Source organism: Salipiger aestuarii (assembly GCF_003259905.1).
In the GTDB taxonomy this organism is placed as follows: Bacteria; Pseudomonadota; Alphaproteobacteria; order Rhodobacterales; family Rhodobacteraceae; genus Salipiger; species Salipiger aestuarii.
In genome coordinates this window covers 28699-42008 of sequence record NZ_QLMG01000020.1, presented here as the reverse complement: position 1 = coordinate 42008, position 13310 = coordinate 28699, and the positions used below count along the sequence as shown (strand labels likewise).

Annotated in this window: 11 protein-coding genes; 7 read left to right on the top strand and 4 right to left on the bottom strand. The window is 64.8% G+C overall.

The features are described 5' to 3' along the window. Nucleotides 1-52: 52 nt before the first annotated feature. Both ATI53_RS11925 and ATI53_RS11920 read right to left on the bottom strand, forming a co-directional pair. A complete protein-coding gene (locus ATI53_RS11925) occupies nt 53-1255 on the bottom strand; it encodes a cytochrome P450 (RefSeq protein WP_111550478.1) in 1203 nt (400 codons plus the stop codon). Then, the gene (locus tag ATI53_RS11920; RefSeq protein ID WP_009503490.1) at nt 1252-2721 is read right to left on the bottom strand and encodes a glutamine synthetase family protein; all 1470 of its coding nucleotides are present in this window, start codon (nt 2719-2721) and stop codon (nt 1252-1254) included. Before ATI53_RS11920 ends, ATI53_RS11925 begins: the two co-directional genes overlap by 4 nt. 326 nt (nt 2722-3047) lie before the next feature. On the opposite strand from ATI53_RS11920, the gene ATI53_RS11915 reads away from it, so the two are divergent. The 4 genes from ATI53_RS11915 (at nt 3048) to ATI53_RS11900 (ending at nt 7226) form a co-directional block, all read left to right on the top strand. After that, complete coding sequence (locus tag ATI53_RS11915) at nt 3048-4403, top strand: ammonium transporter (protein WP_009503489.1); 1356 nt, start codon at nt 3048-3050, stop codon at nt 4401-4403. 15 nt (nt 4404-4418) lie between these two features. Continuing rightward, nucleotides 4419-4583, top strand: a complete 165-nt coding sequence (locus tag ATI53_RS23270) for a hypothetical protein (RefSeq protein WP_009503488.1) — start codon at nt 4419-4421, stop codon at nt 4581-4583. A gap of 695 nt (nt 4584-5278) precedes the next feature. Further along, a complete protein-coding gene (locus tag ATI53_RS11905) occupies nt 5279-6505 on the top strand; it encodes an acetate/propionate family kinase (RefSeq protein ID WP_111550477.1) in 1227 nt (408 codons plus the stop codon). A gap of 250 nt (nt 6506-6755) precedes the next feature. Further along, nucleotides 6756-7226, top strand: coding sequence for a DUF4177 domain-containing protein (locus ATI53_RS11900; protein ID WP_111550476.1), 471 nt, complete (start codon nt 6756-6758; stop codon nt 7224-7226). Between the two features lie 109 nt (nt 7227-7335). Here the strand turns inward: ATI53_RS11900 and ATI53_RS11895 are convergent, their stop codons facing one another. Further along, nucleotides 7336-7593 carry a BolA family protein gene (locus tag ATI53_RS11895; RefSeq protein WP_009503485.1) on the bottom strand — a complete coding sequence of 86 codons (258 nt, stop codon included), beginning with the start codon at nt 7591-7593 and terminating at the stop codon, nt 7336-7338. 74 nt (nt 7594-7667) lie between these two features. On the opposite strand from ATI53_RS11895, the gene ATI53_RS11890 reads away from it, so the two are divergent. After that, complete coding sequence (locus ATI53_RS11890; protein ID WP_009503484.1) at nt 7668-8297, top strand: DnaJ domain-containing protein; 630 nt, start codon at nt 7668-7670, stop codon at nt 8295-8297. A gap of 885 nt (nt 8298-9182) precedes the next feature. Here ATI53_RS11890 and ATI53_RS11880 read toward each other — a convergent pair. Further along, the gene (locus ATI53_RS11880; protein ID WP_009503482.1) at nt 9183-9743 is read right to left on the bottom strand and encodes a fasciclin domain-containing protein; all 561 of its coding nucleotides are present in this window, start codon (nt 9741-9743) and stop codon (nt 9183-9185) included. A gap of 290 nt (nt 9744-10033) precedes the next feature. On the opposite strand from ATI53_RS11880, the gene ATI53_RS11875 reads away from it, so the two are divergent. Together ATI53_RS11875 and glyS are read left to right on the top strand one after the other, a co-directional pair. Then, nucleotides 10034-10894, top strand: coding sequence for a DUF1206 domain-containing protein (locus ATI53_RS11875; RefSeq protein WP_111550474.1), 861 nt, complete (start codon nt 10034-10036; stop codon nt 10892-10894). 108 nt (nt 10895-11002) lie between these two features. After that, nucleotides 11003-13183 (top strand): glycine--tRNA ligase subunit beta, encoded by a 2181-nt coding sequence (gene glyS / locus ATI53_RS11870; RefSeq protein WP_009503480.1) that lies wholly within the window; start codon nt 11003-11005, stop codon nt 13181-13183. Nucleotides 13184-13310: the final 127 nt, after the last annotated feature.

Below are 13310 nucleotides of genomic sequence, written 5' to 3'. Positions count from 1 at the left end.
AACAGGGGCGCGCCCGGATAGGCCCGCCCCTGTTCAAGCCGGTAAAACCGCCTCAGCGCGCCGAAAACGTGATCGGCAGCGCGATCGGCCCGGTGTTGCCGCTGTCCGCCAGCCACGTCGCCCGCGCGTCCACCACCGGCGCGGACATGCGCGCCGACAACACCCGGTAGGCCACCGCCATGTCGTTGCGCGCCACCAGGTTGCCAAGGCAATGATGCACCCCGCCGCCGAACCCGAAATTGCGCGCCCGCCTGGCAGTGATGTCGAACGGCGCGTCCGCCATGACCTCGGGGTCGGTGCCAGCGCTTTCGGAATAAAGATGCAGCACGGTGCCCTTCGGGATGGTGATACCGCCGTATTCGAAATCCTCGATGGCCTCGCGCGACACCCAGGTGATCGTCGGGCGCATCCGCATCACCTCGGTCGCCGCCGCCATGTCCAGCGACGGGTCGGCGGCCAGCGCCTCCCATTGATCGGGATGGGCGGCGAACATCGACATTCCAAGCCCCAGCTGGTTGCGCGTCGTATCCACCCCGGCAAAGGCCAGCATCAGGGCGACGTTCCACAGTTCTTCTTGCGAGAGGCGGTCGCCGTCTTCGCGCGCCTGAACCAGCACCGACAGGATGTCATCGCCTGGCGCGGTTTCGCGCGCTTTCAGAACGTCCGAGATATAATCGCCAAGCTCGACCGTCGCCGCCTCGATCGTGTCGACCAGATCGGGAAAGTTCACCCCCAGCGCCAGCCCCATGGTGGCCGAGGTGCGCAGGATGAACGGTGCCTCTTTCTCTGGCAGGCCCAGCAGCAGGCACAGCACCCGCGCGGCGTAGGGGTCGGCGAATTCGGCCATGAAATCACAGCACCCCCGGTCGATGAACCCATCCGCCAGATCGTTGGCGATGCGTTCGAAATGCGGCATCAGCGCTTTGACGGTCCCGGGCGAGAATGCCGGGTTCACCAGCTTGCGCAACCGCCAGTGATCATCGCCTTCGGTGACGAGGATCGACTTGTTCCACCAATCGGCGAACACCCCCGTGGTGACCCCGTTCAGCGCCGGCCACGCATGGCTGCCCTGGATCAGCGACTTGTGCGTCAGCAGTTGCCCCATTTCCTTGTGGCGCAGCACCGCAAGCCCATAGGGCGTGCGGGCGTACCAGCTTTTGCCGCGCGCTGCGCGCACCGGCTCCGAGCGCAGGGAAAAGGCCGGATTCGCCACATCCAGAAACGGCGCATCCGGGAATTGCGTTTCAAGGCTCATGGCAGGCATTCCATGTATGTGTCCTTGTCCCAATCGGTCACGGTCGACATGAACCGCGCCCATTCATCCGACTTGTATTCATGGTACAGGCGGAACATCTCGCCCGGAAGACCGCGCTGCACCACCTCGTCGTTTTCAAGGTGGATCAGCGCCTCGCCCAGAGACATTGGCAGTTTCTTGACCTTTTTGCCCTGCGCGATGGCATCATAGATGTTGCGCTCCTCGGGCGCGCCGGGGTCCAGCGCGTTGTCCAGCCCGTCATCCATCGCCGCCAGCAGGGTGGACCCCATCAGATACGGGTTCACCATCGAATCGACCGAGCGGTATTCGAACCGCCCCGGCGCCGACACGCGCAAACCGGTGGTGCGGTTCTGGAACCCCCAGTCGCTGAACACAGGCGCCCAGAACCCGGTGTCCCACAGGCGTCGATAGCTGTTCACCGTCGATGCCCCGATGGCGGTCAGCGCCTGAAGATGCTGCACCACGCCGCCGATGGCCTTGAGGCCGGTCTGGCCCGGCATCTGCGGGTCGTCCGTGTCGGGCATGAACGTGTTTTCGCCACCCGAGACGTACATGTAATTGTCCTTCATCCCCGGCAGGGTGTCGGGATCGTTGCCGGTGCGGCGGAATTTGTCCTGCCCTTCGGTCCAGAGCGACATGTTGTGATGGCACCCCGAGGCGCTGACGCCCATGAACGGCTTGGTCATGAAGCAGGCGAATATACCGTTTTCCCGCGCCACCTGCGCGCAAAGCTGGCGGTAGGTGGTCAGGCGGTCGGCGTTGCGCAGCACGTCGTCGAAGGCCCAGTTGAGTTCCAGCTGGCCGGGCGCGTCTTCGTGATCGCCCTGGATCATGTCCAGGCCCATCTTGCGCGAGTAGCGGATGACCTGCATCGACACCGGGCGCAGCGCCTCGAACTGGTGGATGTGGTAGCAATAGGGCTTGGACATCCCCTCGGACGGCTTGCCGTTCTCGTCGTATTTCAGCCACATCATTTCGGGCTCGGTGCCCATGCGCAGTTGCAGCCCGTGCTTCTTTTTGAACGCCTCGTGCATGCGGCGCAGGTTGCCACGACTGTCGGCGGTCAGATACGCACCGGGGTCGACCTTTTCCTCGCGGTTGCGGAACAGCGTGCAGAACATCCGGCCGATTTCCGGCGCCCAGGGCAGCTGCATGAATGTTTCGGGTTCGGGGATGCCGACCAGTTCGGCCGCTTCCGGGCCGTAGCCCAGATAATTGCCGCCCCGGTCGGTGAACAGGTTCACGGTCGAGCCATAGACCAGCTGAAAGCCCTTTTGCGCGACGCTTTCCCAGTGATCGGACGGAATGCCCTTGCCCATGATCTTGCCGGTGACCGACACGAACTGAAGGTAAAGGTATTCGATGCCCAGAGCGTCGATTTTCGCGCGCACTTGGCGGACCAGATCGGCGCGGCCCTGTTGTTCGACGAAGCTTTCGATATCCATGATGACCGTCCCTGCTGTCCTTGGCTGGGTCAAATCAGCCTCGTCGGCCCGCCGTCTGTCCAGCGAAATATATTACTGAGGGGAAATTTTTATTCTCTTGGATAGAGCCGCCTGCAAGGCAGGCAGTCGCCGTTTCCAGAGCGCCCAGAAAAACCGCAAACGGGCGCGGTTTCTGCCTTTGTGCGAACAAACCCGACAATTGACCCCGCCGCACTTGCGCCGGGATTTGCTCAGAGGAAACTTTCTTCACTCTGGGGTTCAGGGGGCGTCAAAAGCCCTGCCGATACCTTTTGACCCAGAAAACCAACAATGGGGAACGACGGACAATGGAACAGGAACTCGCCGCCCTGACAGAACGGCTGGCTGCGCTGGAAAGCAGCACCGCGATGTCGGATACGATCAATTCGGAAATATTCTACTGGTGGTGTACGGCGCTGATGATCGCCATCCACGCAGGCTTTCTGGCCTATGAAATGGGCGCAAGCCGGGTCAAGAACGTGCTGGCCTCGGGGATCAAGAACATCCTTGCCTTCGCCTTCATGGTGCCGACCTTCTATTTCTTCGGCTGGTATATCTACCTGTCGTTCTACAATGGTCTGCTGCCCGCCGAGGACGCTTCGGGCTTGCCGTGGGAAATGTCGATGGGGCCGAACCTGACCGACAACGGTACCGGCATCTTCTGGGCGGCCTTCACGCTGTTCGCCGCCACCACGGCGTCGATTTTCTCGGGCGCGGTGATCGAGCGCATCCAGACCGCCGGTTTCCTGATCCTTGCCATCTTGCTGGGATCGGTCGTCTGGATCATGGGCGGCGCCTGGGGCTGGCATCCGCAAGGCTGGCTGACGGTCAAGTTCGGCTATCATGACGTGGGCGCCGCCGGCGTCGTGCACATGGTCGCGGGTTTCTTTGCGCTTGGTGTGCTGCTCAACCTTGGTCCGCGCGTCGGAAAGTTCAACGCCGACGGCAGTGCCAACGCCATCTTTGCGCATAATGTGCCGTTCACCATCACCGGCCTGATGCTGATTATCGTCGGCTTCTTCGGCTTTCTTGGCGGGTGCATCATCTACATGCCCGGCGAGCAGTGGACCAACATCTATGGTCAGCCCACCACGCTGTCGGCATTTGCGTTCAACACGCTGATGGGCATGGCAGGCGGCATCATCGGCGCCTGGGTGAAAACCCGCGATCCGTTCTGGATGATGTCCGGCGCGCTGATCGGCATCTTTGCCGCCGCTTCGGGGCTCGATGTCTACTACCCGCCCGTTGCCTTCGTGCTCGGCGCCTTTGCGGGTTTCATCATTCCGATGGTCGCGGTCTGGCTGGAAAAGATGGGCATCGACGATGCGGTCGGCGCGTTCCCGGTGCACGGCGTCGGTGGCCTGATCGGTGTGGTGGCCTGCGGCATCTTTGCAAGCGGCTATCCCAATGTCGACGGCATGCCGCCGGTGTCGCTCTGGGGGCAGATCGTCGGTGCGGCGACCATGGCTGTGCTGGGCTTTGTGCCCGGCTATGTGGTGTCGTTCATCCTCAAGGTGTTCGGCCTGCTGCGCGTGCCCGACCACATACAGGAAATGGGTCTGGACATCGTCAAGGTGCCCGTGTCGGCCTATCCCGAAAGCTACATCCCCGGTCCGGTCAGCGTGGCCACGCCGGGCGGCGTTGCCGCATCCCCGGCCGAATAAGAAAGGACACCTGTTATGAACACTTCTCCGATCGACAGCTGGGACGGGGCCGAGGCGGTCTTTACCTTTGCCGACAAGCCCGCGGTCATGATGCTGTTCCTGTTGCTGGCGCTTGCGATCACCTTCGGGACGATCGTCATCGCAGCGATGCACGAAAAGCACGCGTATAATTCGCACTGACCGTTCCCGACGGGACGACGCCAACCGGGGGCGCGCCGCAGGGTGCGCCCCTTTTCATACACCAGCGCCGCGAACCGCTTTGCCCCGCGCGCCGTGATCCGCCGCACTCGCGCGCACGAACCGGCTGAAAGGCGGGGCACGCATCGCCGATATGGCCGGGAATCCACGGCACCATGCGGTCGTGACCCCGCCCCTGCGGCATCGTGGCGACACCGCAGGGGCGATCACGGCGGCAAAACCCACCTTGTTGATATGCCGCAATGCAGAATCGCGACGTGGCGGCTTTACCCCCATGTGGAGCCCCCCAAAACGCCCCGACACAGGCACAGGCACAGGCACAGGCACAGGCACAGGCACAGGCACAGGCACAGGCACAGGAGACGCACCATGTTCCACCCCGCCGGGCAAACGGGCCCTGATCGTCCGCATCGCCAGCAAACAGTCCATCGCCTGTGCCTGCGCGCGGCCGCCACCGCGCGGCCTGAACGGCGCCATGGCCAGGATCGGCGCGACATGGGGCAAGCTGGGCGCGCTGTTGCATTCCATCGCCTTCGCCGCCATGCACCTGCGGGACGGCATCGGCGGCTCGGGGGCGATGGCCGCCCGTGTCGCCCGGCCCGAGGCACGCCACCTGACGGGCGGTATCCACGAGATCGACGGCGGCTCTTCCATCACCGTCCGAACGGAGCATCGACATGACCAACACCCCCGTGGCGCTGACCCTGAACGCCGGGTCCTCATCGCTGAAATTCGGCCTGTTCTCGATCGGGGCCACGCCGGTCGCGATGGCTGTCGGGCTGGTGGATTCCATCGGCAGGACTCCGACGCTGAAGGCCAGCTTCGGCGCCGGAATGCCGCCCCTTGGCCGCGACCTGACACCCGCCGAAGCCAGCGACCATAAATCGGCGCTCGCCACCGCGCTGGCCCTGCTGCGCCAGCATTTCCCCGAGGCCCAGGTCGCCGTCGTGGGCCACCGCGTCGTGCATGGCGGGCCAAGCTATGACGGGCCGATGCGGCTGACACCGCAGGTGATGGCGGAACTGCGCCGCCTGTCACCCTTTGCGCCGATCCACCAGCCCCACAATCTGGCGGGCATCGACGCCGCCGTCGCGGCCTTTCCCGATGCTGTTCAGGTCGCGTGCTTCGACACCGCCTTTCACCGGTCGCATCCCTGGGTGAACGACACCTTTGCCCTGCCCCGCGACTATTACGACAAGGGCGTGCGGCGCTATGGCTTTCACGGGTTGTCCTATGACTACATCAGCGGTGAACTGAACCGCACTGCCCCGCTGATCCACGCGGGGCGCGTGATCGTCGCCCATCTGGGCAACGGCGCGTCGATGTGCGCCATGCTCGGCGGAAGGTCGGTGGCGTCGACCATGGGGTTCACCGCGCTGGACGGGCTGCCGATGGGCACTCGGACCGGGCAGATCGACCCCGGTGTGATCTTTTACCTCGTGCAGCAGGAGGGCATGACCATCGACGAGGTGCGCGACCTGTTCTACACCCGGTCCGGCCTGCTGGGTCTGTCGGGACTGTCCAACGACATGCGCGCGCTTGAAGCTGCCGGAAGCACGCAGGCGAACGAGGCCATCGACTATTTCGTCTTTCGCATCCGGCGCGAACTCGGCGGGCTGGCGGCGGCGCTGGGAGGCCTGGACGCGCTGGTGTTCTGCGGCGGCATCGGGGAAAATTCGCGCCTGATCCGCGAACGGGTCTGCGAGGGCATGGGCTGGATCGGGCTGGACCTTGACCGTGCGCGCAACGCGGCAGGCGATACGGTGATCTCGACCGACATGAGCCGGGCGCGCGTGATGGTCATTCCCACCAACGAAGAGCTGGTGATCGCCCGCGCCGCCAAGAAGGTCGTGGACGCCGACAGCGCGTGCGCGGCAGGCCGACCCAACGTAAGGAATACCTGACTGCGCGCGGGATGCCGAAGATGTTAAAATATCGTTACCGGGTTCGTAAGACGCTCGGCGCTGCGGCCAGGATAGATCGGCCGCGGTCCAAAAATCTTGTTTGTTACGATAGTTCAGTGTTTCGGCGGGGAGTGGACCAGGTTCCGGTCCCCGTCTTTTCCCGCGTTGGGGCGCCGCTGGTGGCCGTTCGCCGGGTGACGCCCGTTTCGCGGGCTGTTAGGATGGGCCGAAGCAACAAGAGCGGTCCAGCATGACGAGCTATGAATACAAGGTGGTGCCGGCCCCGCAAAAGGGCGAGAAGGCGCGCGGGATCAAGACCGCAGAAGGGCGTTTTGCCTGCGCGATCGAGCGGGCGATGAACGACATGGCCGCCGACGGCTGGGAATATCTGCGCTCGGAAACCCTGCCCAGCGAGGAACGCAGCGGCCTGACGTCCAGCACCAGTGTCTGGCGCAACCTTCTGGTGTTCCGCCGCGCCCGAATGGAAGGCACAGAGGCCGAAAGCGCCGTGGCCGAAGGCACGGCCGCGCTTGAAGGCCGCAGGCTGGCGTCCGCTGCGGATCTGGCGCGCAGCTCTCAGATGGCCCCGCCCGTCCCAGGCCCGCTGCGACCGGACCCAGCGCCGCGCCGGGATGCGGGCTCGGACCCACACACCGCCGGCGAAGGCGCCGCTGACACCGAGGCGCCGGCGACCGACGACAAGCACCCCGCCGGCGGCTGAGCGCCCGTCGCCCTGCGCTGCTGTCAAGCCGCCGGGTCAGGCCCAGTCTCAGGCCCAGTCTCAGGCCCAGTCGCAGGCCCCAACTCAGGCCCCAACTCAGGCCGCGCTGTCAGGCCCCAAGGTCAAGCGACAGCGCGTGGATCGCGCCGGTCAGCTCTTGCCCCAGCGCCTTGTGAACCGCGCGGTGCCGCGCCACGCGGGTCAGGTCAGCCATGGCGGGCGCGCGCATGTGAACGTGAAAATGGCTTTCACCGCTGCCATCGTCGCCCCCATGCCCCGCATGGCGCGCGCTGTCGTTGCGCACATCCAGCTGCGTCGGTGCAAATGCCTCGCGCAGCCGTGTCTCGATTTCCGCCAGTCTGGTCATTTTTCGACTCCTTGCCTCTTCTATCTGTTCCCCGATTGTCTAAACTCCCACGTCCGAGTCGAAAAGGTGAGACCATGAGCAGAAGCGACCCCTTCGGTTTCGATATGTCGGTGAAGACTTCGAAGAAGAAGAACCCGCGCGGCCGGCGGGGAATGACCGGCGAACAGGAAACCTCGACCCGCCTGTGCGACCATGAAGGGTGCAGCGAGCCGGGCAAGTTTCGCGCGCCCAAGGCCCCCGATGTGCTGGATGACTGGTACTGGTTCTGCAAGGACCATGTGCGCGAATACAATGCGCGGTGGAGCTTCTTTGACGGCAAGACCGAGGCCGAGATGAACGCCCAGCAAAGTTCCGACAAGGTGTGGGAGCGCAAGACCAAGGATTACCGCGACCCCGAGGCCCGCGCCTGGGCCCGTCTGGGGATCGAGGACCCGCATCAGGTGCTGGGCGACAATGCCACGCGCAATCCGGGGCGCAACGCGCCCACCGGGGGCGGGCGACGCCTGCCGCCGACCGAAAAGAAGGCGCTGGAGATCCTGGATGTCGAAAAGGCCCAGACCAAGTCGGATGTGCGCAAGGCCTACAAGGCGCTTATCAAGGTGCTGCATCCCGACATGAACGGCGGCGACCGCAGCCAGGAAGAGCAGCTGCAAGAGGTTGTCTGGGCCTGGGACCAGATCAAGGACAGCCGCAACTTCAAATAGGGCGGCAGCGGGGCACCACATCCGAAGTCTTTGGCTCCGCAGGAATTTTCGGTCAACGATGACGAAACGGCGATGGACGGGTCTTGGATTGCCCGCTGCAAGTCGCTGGTCCGGCATGCGGCAATGCGCAGCCGTGTCATCGTGGTGGTGATGGCGGCAAATCGGGTCGCGGGCGTGGGTGGCGGGGTGGCGGGGCGTCGACATATGCGGGAATAATAAGTTGACTTTACCCCGCAGGGTTGTGTTAACCTGAGCTACGGCGGGCTTGTGATGCTGCGACCTACCCGTCCCTCGCGCATTCCGGCACTCACGAACCGACCAGACCTGTGCGTCTTTCCCCTGGGCGCACAGGTCACCCCATCCCCTCCGCAAGCGCCCTTGCGGCGCGGGCCATCACCACCGCGCTCGGCTTGGCCGAAAGCCAGCGAAGCGATGCTTTTTGCCGGTTGGCTGCTGGCCGCCGTCAAAGACGTGCCCAAGCGGCGGCCAAAACAACGGTTGGCCTGTGCCGCTGTCGCACCCGGGGACCGGTGCATAGACCGCCAAGCCATAGCCCCCGCTCAGAAAATCTCTGCCGCGTTTTCGTCGTTGAGCGCCGGGGCAGAGGCCCGCTCGGTGCCTTGTTCCCGCATCACCCGGTATTCCGGACCGCTGAGCATCGCGCACCACTCGACCGCCGAGCGGATGACCTCACGGGTTTACGCCTGCGCGTCCGGTGCGCCGGGCGCGCTCGGGGTCGGATCTCTGGGTCTAGTCCCGCGCGCCTCTTGCGGTCGTGCGAACGAATATACCCCCGGCGGACGATCTGTCCACCGGGGGCGACGGCTCCGGCGCAAGGCATACGGGGGGGCAAAGCCGTGCCCGGTCCGGGCCGTATGTTTGCCCTTACATGGCGGGCAGCAGCACCCGGTCGATGACGTGGATCACGCCGTTCGACTGCATGACGTCCGCGATGGTGACATGGGCCGTGCGCCCCTGCTCGTCGGTCAGCGCGATGCGGTCGCCGTCCATCCGGGCCTGAAGCGTGCATCCGCCCACGGTCGGCACCGGGTGGACGCCGCCGTCATCGGCGATCATGCCCGCGATGGCGCTTGACATGGCCGAGGTCGCGACGACGTGGCAGGTCAGGATCCTGGCAAGCTGCGCCTTGTTCTCGTCCATCATCAACTGGCCAAGGCTGTCGTCCGAGATCATGTCGAAGGCATCGTCGGTCGGCGCGAAGACGGTGAACGGGCCTTCGCCGCTCAGGGTTTCGACAAGGCCGGCCTGCTTGACCGCTGCCACCAGCGTTTCGTGATCGGCCGAGTTGACGGCATTTTCGACGATGGTCTTGTCCGCATACATCGCGGCTCCGCCAACCATCGGGTTCTCCGTGGTCTGCGCGAAGGCGGGTGCGGCAAGGCCGATCAGCGCGGCGGCGGCAAGGGCGTTGGTCCTGATGGTCATGTTCGAAATCCTCCTCGGAACGGTCCGGGCGTTGATCGCCCGGATCTGCCATGAGTCACGAAGGCGAGGGGCGCGCGGTTTCAATTTCGCGCATCACGAGAGCGTGAAGCACATGCGGGGCGTCGCAGCCTTTCTGGCCAGCACCACGCCCCGTCGGCGGCGCGCGCCTGTTCACCCTCGCCTTTACCGGCGCGGCGGCGACCCACGCCGGCGCAACCGGGCGACCCCACCGCGGGATGGGAACCAAATCCCCCAACGCGCGCTGTTCTGTCATCAGAGGAGAGGATTTCATGCCCGCAAAAAAAGCACCCGCCTGGGTCGTTCCCGTCATGCGCGCCGGCTACGCCGCGCGCGGCGCCGTCTACGTCATCGTGGGCGGCCTTGCCCTGTCAGCAGCCGTCTACGGCGGCCAGGCGCGGGGCACGACCGGTGCGCTTGTCACCCTGCGCGGCCAGCCCTGGGGGGCCGCGCTGTTGTGGGTGATCGCGATCGGTCTGATCGCGTATATGGTCTGGCGTCTGATCGACGCCGCCATGGATCTGGAATGCAAGGGCTCCGACGCCAAGGGCCTTGCCGCGCGCGCCGGGCAGGCCGTCACCGGGGTGATCCACGGTGCCATCGGCGTGTCGGTCGCCGCAAGCGCCATGGGCGGCGGCGGTGGGGGCGACGGTACCCAGACCGCCACGCAAAAGCTGATGGCGGTGCCCTGGGGGCCGTATTTCGTCATGGCGGCGGGCCTCGTCACCATCGGCGCCGGGATCTATTACGCGCACAAGGGCATCGCCGAAAAGTACAAGGCCGACATCCGTGTCACGCCCCTTGCCCGCAAGCTTGACCCGGCGATGAAAGCGGGCCTTCTGGCCGAGGGCATCGTGATCGGCATCATCGGCGCGCTGATCTTTTACGCGGGCCTGACCCATGATTCGGGACAGGCGGGCGGCGTTGGGGCAGCCCTGGGCGAGATCCGGTCCGCCCCCTACGGCGGTATCCTGATGGGGGTCATCGCCGCCGGACTGGTCGGCTTTGGTGTCGAGAATTTCGTCGAGGCCGCCTATCGCATCATCCCCCGCCGGTCCGGACCGGATGTCATGACCCTGGCACGCCGCGCCAAGCTGGAGGCCGAGGGCAAGCTGCGCGAGGCCGCCGCGTGACGGATGCGGGCGGGGTAAGGCTTTACCCTGCCCCCTCATCCGGCTATCCACCAGGGCAAATCCTTGCCCGCAGATCCCGTGTCTGGGGCAGAACACCCTGGTGAAACAATGCCCGACCTTCTGATCGAACTCTTTTCCGAAGAAATCCCCGCGCGCATGCAGACCCGTGCCGCCGAGGACCTGAAGAAACTGGTGACGGACGGACTGGTCGAAAGCGGTCTGACCTACGCCGGGGCGGCCGCGTTTTCGACGCCCCGGCGCCTGACGCTGACCCTGTCGGGGGTGCTGGCCGCCTCGCCCGCCACCCGCGAGGAACGGCGCGGCCCCAGGGTCGACGCGCCGCAAAAGGCGATCGACGGGTTTCTGCGCGGCGCCGGTGTGGCGCGCGCGCAATGCGAGGAACGCGCTGACAAAAAGGGCACCGTGCTGTTCGCGATCCTCGAAAAGCCGGGCCGCCCCGCCGCCGAGATCGTGGCCGAGGTGCTGGAACGGACCATCCGCAACTTTCCCTGGCCCAAATCCATGCGCTGGGGCGCGGGCAGCCTGCGCTGGGTGCGCCCGCTGCACTCCATCCTGTGCCTGCTGAGTGATGAACAGGGCTCCGAAGTTGTGCCGCTGACCGTTGATGGCATCACCGCCGGGCGCAGCACGCAGGGCCACCGTTTCATGGGCAGCGGTGCGTTTGACGTGACCGGCTTTGACGATTACGAGGCCAAGCTGAAACGCGCCCGCGTCATCCTGTCCGCGACCGAACGCGCCGACACCATCTGGCACGACGCCACCAACCGCGCCTTTGCTCTAGGGCTTGAGGTCGTGCAAGACGCCGGCCTGCTGGCCGAGGTCGCGGGGTTGGTGGAATGGCCCGTGGTGCTGATGGGCAGGATTGGCGAAGATTTCCTTGGCCTGCCCCCCGAGGTGCTGCAGACCTCGATGAAAGAGCACCAGAAATTCTTTTCCGTACGCAACCCGGCGACGAGCCGTATCGAAGGTTTCGTGACCGTTGCAAATATCGAGACCGCCGATGATGGCGCCACCATCCTTGCGGGCAACAACAAGGTACTGTCGGCGCGCCTTTCAGACGCCAAGTTTTTCTGGGAAAACGATCTGCGCGTTGCCAAAAACGACGGGCTGGAGGCGTGGACCGAGCGGCTGGCCAACGTGACCTTCCACAACAAGCTTGGCAGCCAAAAGGACCGCATCGACCGCATCGCCGCGCTTGCGCGTGAGATCGCGCCGATGGTCGGGGCCGATGCGGACCTTGCCGAACAGGCCGCACGCGTCGCCAAGGCCGATCTGTCATCGGAAATGGTGTTTGAATTCCCCGAGCTTCAGGGCCTGATGGGGCGCTACTATGCTTCGGCGGCGAACCTGCCCACCGAAGTCGCTGCAGCGGCGCAAGACCACTACTCCCCCCTTGGCCCGTCCGACGACGTGCCCACCGCGCCGGTGTCGGTCGCCGTGGCGCTGGCCGACAAGCTGGACACGCTGACCGGATTCTGGGCGATTGACGAAAAACCCACCGGGTCTAAAGACCCCTTCGCCCTGCGCCGCGCGGCTTTGGGGGTGATTAGGCTGGTGTTGGTGAACGGCATTCGAACAAATCTAAGACCGCAAACTGAAACGGCTCTGAAGAAGAACATTCTTGCTAGGGACTGGATCAACGCTTGCTCAGGCTCAAATGCGCTTTTGAAGATGTCTGGCTTTGAGCTTTTCGAGGATTCTCTGAAGGATCGGGATTTCTCCGACGAGATTGGACCTTTTTCCGATGACCTTCTCTCTTTCTTGCACGACCGCCTCAAGGTCCATCTGCGCGACGAAGGCATCCGCCACGACGTGATCGACGCGGTGCTCGCCATGCCCGGCAGTGACGACCTGTCGCTGGTGGTCGCCCGTGCCCGCGCGCTGAGCGAGACGCTGAACACCGAAGACGGCGCCAACCTCGTTCAGGGGTTCAGGCGGGCGAACAACATCCTGACCCAGGCCGAGGAAAACGACGGCGTCGAATACAGCTTTGGTGCGGATGCAAAATTCGCCGAGACGCCCGAGGAAACGGCGCTTTTCGCGGCGCTCGACGCCGCTGATGCTGTGATCAAGCCTGCGATGCAGAAGGAGGCGTTCGGCAAGGCGATGTCCGCCATGGCCGGTCTGCGCGGCCCGATTGATGCGTTTTTCGAGGCGGTTCAGGTCAATTCCGACAACGCCGTGGTAAGGCGCAACCGGCTCAACCTTCTGTCGCGCATCCGCACCACCTGCCTGCAAGTGGCTGATCTGACGCGCCTTGACGGCTGAGCCGGCCCGATTTCCGGTGTCCTGACCGGGCGTTGCCACAGCGTGACAACGCATCACCTGCTTGTCCCGCGGCGGTATACCAAACTTGCCGCGGGCCCGAACGCACGCTAACCATATATTCGCAATC

What these genes read in the sequence shown, in the direction of transcription:
- ATI53_RS11925 (WP_111550478.1), bottom strand. Translation starts at nt 1,255, where the DNA reads ATGAGCCTTGAAACGCAATTCCCGGATGCGCCGTTTCTGGATGTGGCG.
- ATI53_RS11920 (WP_009503490.1), bottom strand. Translation starts at nt 2,721, where the DNA reads ATGGATATCGAAAGCTTCGTCGAACAACAGGGCCGCGCCGATCTGGTC.
- ATI53_RS11915 (WP_009503489.1), top strand. Translation starts at nt 3,048, where the DNA reads ATGGAACAGGAACTCGCCGCCCTGACAGAACGGCTGGCTGCGCTGGAA.
- ATI53_RS23270 (WP_009503488.1), top strand. Translation starts at nt 4,419, where the DNA reads ATGAACACTTCTCCGATCGACAGCTGGGACGGGGCCGAGGCGGTCTTT.
- ATI53_RS11905 (WP_111550477.1), top strand. Translation starts at nt 5,279, where the DNA reads ATGACCAACACCCCCGTGGCGCTGACCCTGAACGCCGGGTCCTCATCG.
- ATI53_RS11900 (WP_111550476.1), top strand. Translation starts at nt 6,756, where the DNA reads ATGACGAGCTATGAATACAAGGTGGTGCCGGCCCCGCAAAAGGGCGAG.
- ATI53_RS11895 (WP_009503485.1), bottom strand. Translation starts at nt 7,593, where the DNA reads ATGACCAGACTGGCGGAAATCGAGACACGGCTGCGCGAGGCATTTGCA.
- ATI53_RS11890 (WP_009503484.1), top strand. Translation starts at nt 7,668, where the DNA reads ATGAGCAGAAGCGACCCCTTCGGTTTCGATATGTCGGTGAAGACTTCG.
- ATI53_RS11880 (WP_009503482.1), bottom strand. Translation starts at nt 9,743, where the DNA reads ATGACCATCAGGACCAACGCCCTTGCCGCCGCCGCGCTGATCGGCCTT.
- ATI53_RS11875 (WP_111550474.1), top strand. Translation starts at nt 10,034, where the DNA reads ATGCCCGCAAAAAAAGCACCCGCCTGGGTCGTTCCCGTCATGCGCGCC.
- glyS (WP_009503480.1), top strand. Translation starts at nt 11,003, where the DNA reads ATGCCCGACCTTCTGATCGAACTCTTTTCCGAAGAAATCCCCGCGCGC.